At 48.4% G+C, this 308-nt stretch carries 1 other RNA gene; it reads left to right on the forward strand.

Going from position 1 to position 308, the window contains the following annotated elements:
* An RNA gene (gene rnpB, locus EIZ58_RS32950) (RNase P RNA component class B) lies at nt 1-308 on the forward strand; the annotation flags it as partial.

Below are 308 nucleotides of genomic sequence, written 5' to 3' on the forward strand. Positions count from 1 at the left end.
GCACTGGCTGTGATGCCAGTAGTGTTTGTGCTAGGCGAATCAATAAGCCTAGGGACTTGATTTTCAAGTTACGGCGAGCGAACTGGCTAAGTCTTCGGATAGGTTTTAGTAGCTCTGAAAGTGCCACAGTGACGGAGTTTTTAGGGAAACCTAAAAAGTGGAACGCGGTAAACCCCTCAAGCTAGCAACCCAAACTTTGGTAGGGGCATGGGATGGCCGGAAACGAACGGACCATTCTGACTGCTATGCAGTAGACAGATGATTATCGAAGGAAGTGGTACCTAGTCACTTCTGGAACAGAACATGGC

Source organism: Ammoniphilus sp. YIM 78166 (assembly GCF_004522215.1).
In the GTDB taxonomy this organism is placed as follows: domain Bacteria; phylum Bacillota; class Bacilli; order Aneurinibacillales; family RAOX-1; genus YIM-78166.